Source organism: Protofrankia sp. Cr1, assembly GCF_963555865.1.
In the GTDB taxonomy this organism is placed as follows: Bacteria; Actinomycetota; Actinomycetes; order Frankiales; family Frankiaceae; genus Protofrankia.
In genome coordinates, this window is sequence record NZ_CAUVXO010000480.1 from 1 (window position 1) to 3,951 (window position 3,951).

The 3,951-nt window shown below is 71.3% G+C and carries 2 protein-coding genes and 2 pseudogenes; 2 read left to right on the forward strand and 2 right to left on the reverse strand.

Annotated elements, in window-relative coordinates; all coding sequences use genetic code 11:
- Nucleotides 1-1,593 (forward strand): annotated as a pseudogene (locus U9980_RS24130) (transcriptional regulator); the annotation flags it as partial.
- A 39-nt stretch (nt 1,594-1,632) separates the two neighbouring features.
- Here the strand turns inward: U9980_RS24130 and U9980_RS24135 are convergent.
- Complete coding sequence (locus U9980_RS24135) at nt 1,633-2,451, reverse strand: ABC transporter permease (protein ID WP_322749809.1); 819 nt, start codon at nt 2,449-2,451, stop codon at nt 1,633-1,635.
- Nucleotides 2,448-3,455: an ATP-binding cassette domain-containing protein gene (locus U9980_RS24140; protein WP_322770027.1), complete on the reverse strand. Its 1,008-nt coding sequence runs from the start codon at nt 3,453-3,455 to the stop codon at nt 2,448-2,450. Before U9980_RS24140 ends, U9980_RS24135 begins: the two co-directional genes overlap by 4 nt.
- 310 nt (nt 3,456-3,765) lie before the next feature.
- On the opposite strand from U9980_RS24140, the pseudogene U9980_RS24145 reads away from it, so the two are divergent.
- Nucleotides 3,766-3,951 (forward strand): annotated as a pseudogene (locus tag U9980_RS24145) (hypothetical protein); the annotation flags it as partial.

Below are 3,951 nucleotides of genomic sequence, written 5' to 3' on the forward strand. Positions count from 1 at the left end.
GCGCTGGGCGCGGTGCAGGCGCTGGTGGACCAGTCCCTGCTGACCGTCGCCGAGTCGAACGCCAGCGTTCGGTACCGGATGCTGGAGACGGTGCGCGAGTTCGGCCGGATGCGCCTCGCCCAGGCCGGCGAGCGGGAGCAGGCGCAGGCGTCCCGGCGCGCGTGGGCGATCCGCTACGCGAGCGCCGCGGCGCGGGGGCTGTTCGGCCCGGACCAGCTCGCGGGCATCGACGCGCTTGCCGCGGAGGAGATCAATCTGGCGGACGCACTGCGCCAGGCGCTGGCCGGCGCCGACCCGGAGGCCGCGGTCCAGGTGTTGTGCGGCCTGGGCGGACTGTGGTCCGTCCGGGGTGAGCACACCAGGGTGGCGGCGCTTGCGGGCACGGTCGCCGAGACGGTCGCCGGCTGGTGGCCACCGGCGGAGCTGGCCGACCCCACCCGCGCGGCCATGGTGATCGTGATGCAGAACACCATGATCATTGCGACGAGCCAGGCACTCGGTCCGATCCGTGACCTGCTCGTCCGGCTGGGGACCGACGAGCGTGGCGACACCCGGATCAACGCCATGGTCACGGTGCTGCTCGCGCATGACCCGGCCCGCGCCGGGGGCCTGGAAACACGGCTGGGCCAGCTGGCCGGCTCCCCGAACCCGTCCGTCGCGATCGCGGCCCTGCAGTGGCGGAGCTATCTGCTCGAGAACGCCGGTAACCCCGCGGGCGCGATCGACGCGGCCGAGCGCGCGCTGGCCCTGATGCGGGGGGCGTTCGACGGCCCGTGGGTCGTGGCGATGCTGAACGCCCATCTGGCCGGACTGCACATGCAGCTGGGTCATCCGGCCGCGGCCGTGCCGCACGCCCGCGCGGCGTTACCGGTGCTCGAACGGCTCGGCGCGCTCGACGACCTGATCCAGCTCCACTCGGTCCTCGCGCTGTGCGCCGTGGCTACCGGACGTCTCGACGAGGCTGGGGGGCACCTTGGCCAGATGGACCAGATCAAGGAGTCCGACACCATCCTCAGCGGCCGGTTCGCGTTCGGGACCGTCGCGGGGGAACTCGCGCTGGCGAAGGGAGATCCAGTCGCCGGGCTCGCGGCGTTTCGGGCCGCTGCGGCGCGCATGCGCGCGTTCGTCTTCCCCGGCCAGGCTCCGACCGGCATGGAGCCCTGGCAGTTGTTCGCCGACGCGAGCCTGTTAACCGTGCTCGCCCACCACGGGACCAGCGGCGACGAGGCCGAGGGCGCGGAGCTGTTTCGCCTGTGCCTGGCCAGGACGTCACGTGTTCTCGGCCTCGGTGACCGCTACCTCGACTACCCGATGTGCGGCATGGCGCTGTTCGCGCTCGGCACCTGGGGGCTGGTGCGATCGGCGATGCCCCCGGCCGAGGCCGTGCGGCTGCTGGTGCTCGCCGAGCGGTTCTCCTACAGCCGGATGATGCCGACGATGGCCTGGGAGAAGATCGCGCCCTGTGCCGAGGAACGGGCGCCCGGCCGGGTCGCGGCCCTGCGCGCCGAGTTCGGCGATCGCCACGGGCCAGACCTGGCCGACACGGCCCGCCGCGTCGTCGACCAGATCGGGCCCGTCGACCAGACCGGGTAGGCCTGGCCGTCAGCCGGCCGTCAGCCGGCCGCCAGCCGGCTAAAGGTGCCGTTTGTAGAGCCGTACGGACAACGGCGCGAACACCGCGATCACGGCGACGCCGGCGACGAGCGTCCAGCCCGCCTCCATGGATAGGTGGGCGTGGTTGGCCAGCTCCCGGTCGGCGGAGACCAGGTGCGATACCGGGTTGACCCTGACGAACGCGGCCAGCCAGCCCGGCAGGGTGTCGATGGGCACGAACGCGTTCGACAGGAACGTCAACGGGAACATGATCATCATGGAGATGCCCTGGACACTCTGGGCGCTGCGCGCGACGGTGCCGAGGCAGGTGAACACCCAGGCCAGCGACCAGCCGATGAAGACCGCGAGCAGGATCGCGGCGACCACGCCGAGCACGCCGCCGCCGGGCCGGTAGCCGATCGCGATGCCCATGGCGAAGGTGATCGTCGCGGCGATCGTGTAGCGGAGCAGGTCTGCGACCATCGGCCCCGCCAGCGGCGCGATCCGGGCCATCGGCAGCGACCGGAACCGGTCGAAGACGCCCTTGTCGATGTCCTCGCGCAGCTGGGTGCCGGTGGCCATGCTGGTCGTCAGCACGGTCTGCGCGAGGATGCCGGGGATCATCAGCGGCAGGTAGCTCTTCACATCGCCAGAGATCGCCCCACCGAAGATGTAGGCGAACATCGCCGTGAAGAGGATCGGCTGCAACGTCACGTCGAAGAACTGCTCCGGGTTGCGCCGCATCTTCTTGGTGGCACGCCAGGCCATGATCATGATCTGGCGGAACGTGTCCGCCGGGCTGGGCCGGCTCTGGGCGCGGCCGACCGCCGCCCGGGAGTCGATCGTGATCGTGGTCATCGGGCCACCTCCTGTGGGGCTTCCGCACGCATGGGTTCGGACTCGGTCGTGTCCGCCCGCTCGCTCTCGCCGGTGTCGTGGCCGGTGAGAGCGAGGAAGACCTCGTCGAGAGTCGGCTTGTCGACGCCGACCGAGGCGACGTGGACACCCGCCTGGCGCAGCCCGATCAGCACGTCGGCCACCCGGTCGGCCGTCTCGATCGGGACGTTGAGCTGCCCGGACTCCGGGGTGAGGACTGGCTCCTCACCGAGCTGGCGGCGCACCACGTCCGCGGCCAGCGAAATATCCGCGCCCGCGGTCAGGCGCAGCTGCAACGTCAGGTTGCCGACCGAGCTCTTCAGCTCGTCGGGTGTACCCTCGGCCACCTTGCGGCCGTGGTCGATCACCGCGATCCGGCCGGCGAGCTGGTCGGCCTCGTCGAGGTACTGCGTGGTCAGCAGGACGGTGCACCCGCTGGCGACCAGGTCGCGGATGGTTTCCCACATCTGCCCGCGCGTCCGGGGGTCGAGGCCGGTGGTCGGCTCGTCGAGGAAGATCAGCGGAGGCCGAGTGATCAGGCTCGCGGCCAGGTCGAGCCGCCGCCGCATCCCGCCCGAGAAATGCGAGATCCGCTTGTCCGCGGCGTCGGCGAGGCCGAACTGCTCGAGCAGCTGGGCGGCGGTGTCGCGTGACCTGCGTGAGCTCAGGCCCTGCAGGCGCCCGAACATCCAGAGATTCTCGGCGGCGGTGAGGTTCTCGTCGACGGAGGCGTACTGACCGGTGACGCCGATCAGCTGCCGCACCCGGTGCGGCTCGCGGCGGACGTCGACGCCGAAGACGGACCCCTCGCCCTCGTCGATCTTTAGCAGCGTCGCCAGCATCTTCAGCATCGTCGTCTTGCCGGCACCGTTGGGGCCGAGCACGCCGAAGATCTCGCCCTCGCCGATATCAAGGTCGACGCCGTCTACGGCTCGCAGGTCGCCGAACGTCTTGACCAGGCCACGTGCGTGGACCGCGGCTGTCATCGAGATACTCCTTCCGAACCGTGCTCTGGTGCCCGGCCCTCGGTGACAACTCTGTGGGCGACCGGTTTCACCGCGCCCTCAGGACGGTTTCACGGACCCTGCCCGCCTCGACGAGTGGGCTGGTCCGGGTCGGCCACGAGGTCGAGGCCCGCGCGGCGATGGATCCGGACTTGAGGCGCGACGCCAGGGCGCCGCCCGGTCGCCACGCGACTCCTGGCCAGGGGCGATGCCGGGTGAGCGCCCGGCTCGCAGCACCATCCATCGAATCGCCGGCCGGCGCCGCACGGTCTTGAAAGGCCAGCTCCAGCTGATGCTCAACGGCATCGCCGGCCACGGCTGGGCGGTCAGCTTCCTCGTCACGACCCTCCCCGCCGACGAGCACGTCGACGACGGCACCCCCGAGACGTCGTCCGAAACCCCGCCGCCGCAGAGCGCCCCATCGTCGACCTCGGCGGCGTCCTCGTCACCTCCGGCCAGCACGGCGTCAGCCGGTCCG

Coding starts and splice junctions, on each gene's coding strand:
- U9980_RS24140 (WP_322770027.1), bottom strand. CDS start 3,455: ATGACAGCCGCGGTCCACGCACGTGGCCTGGTCAAGACGTTCGGCGAC.
- U9980_RS24135 (WP_322749809.1), bottom strand. CDS start 2,451: ATGACCACGATCACGATCGACTCCCGGGCGGCGGTCGGCCGCGCCCAG.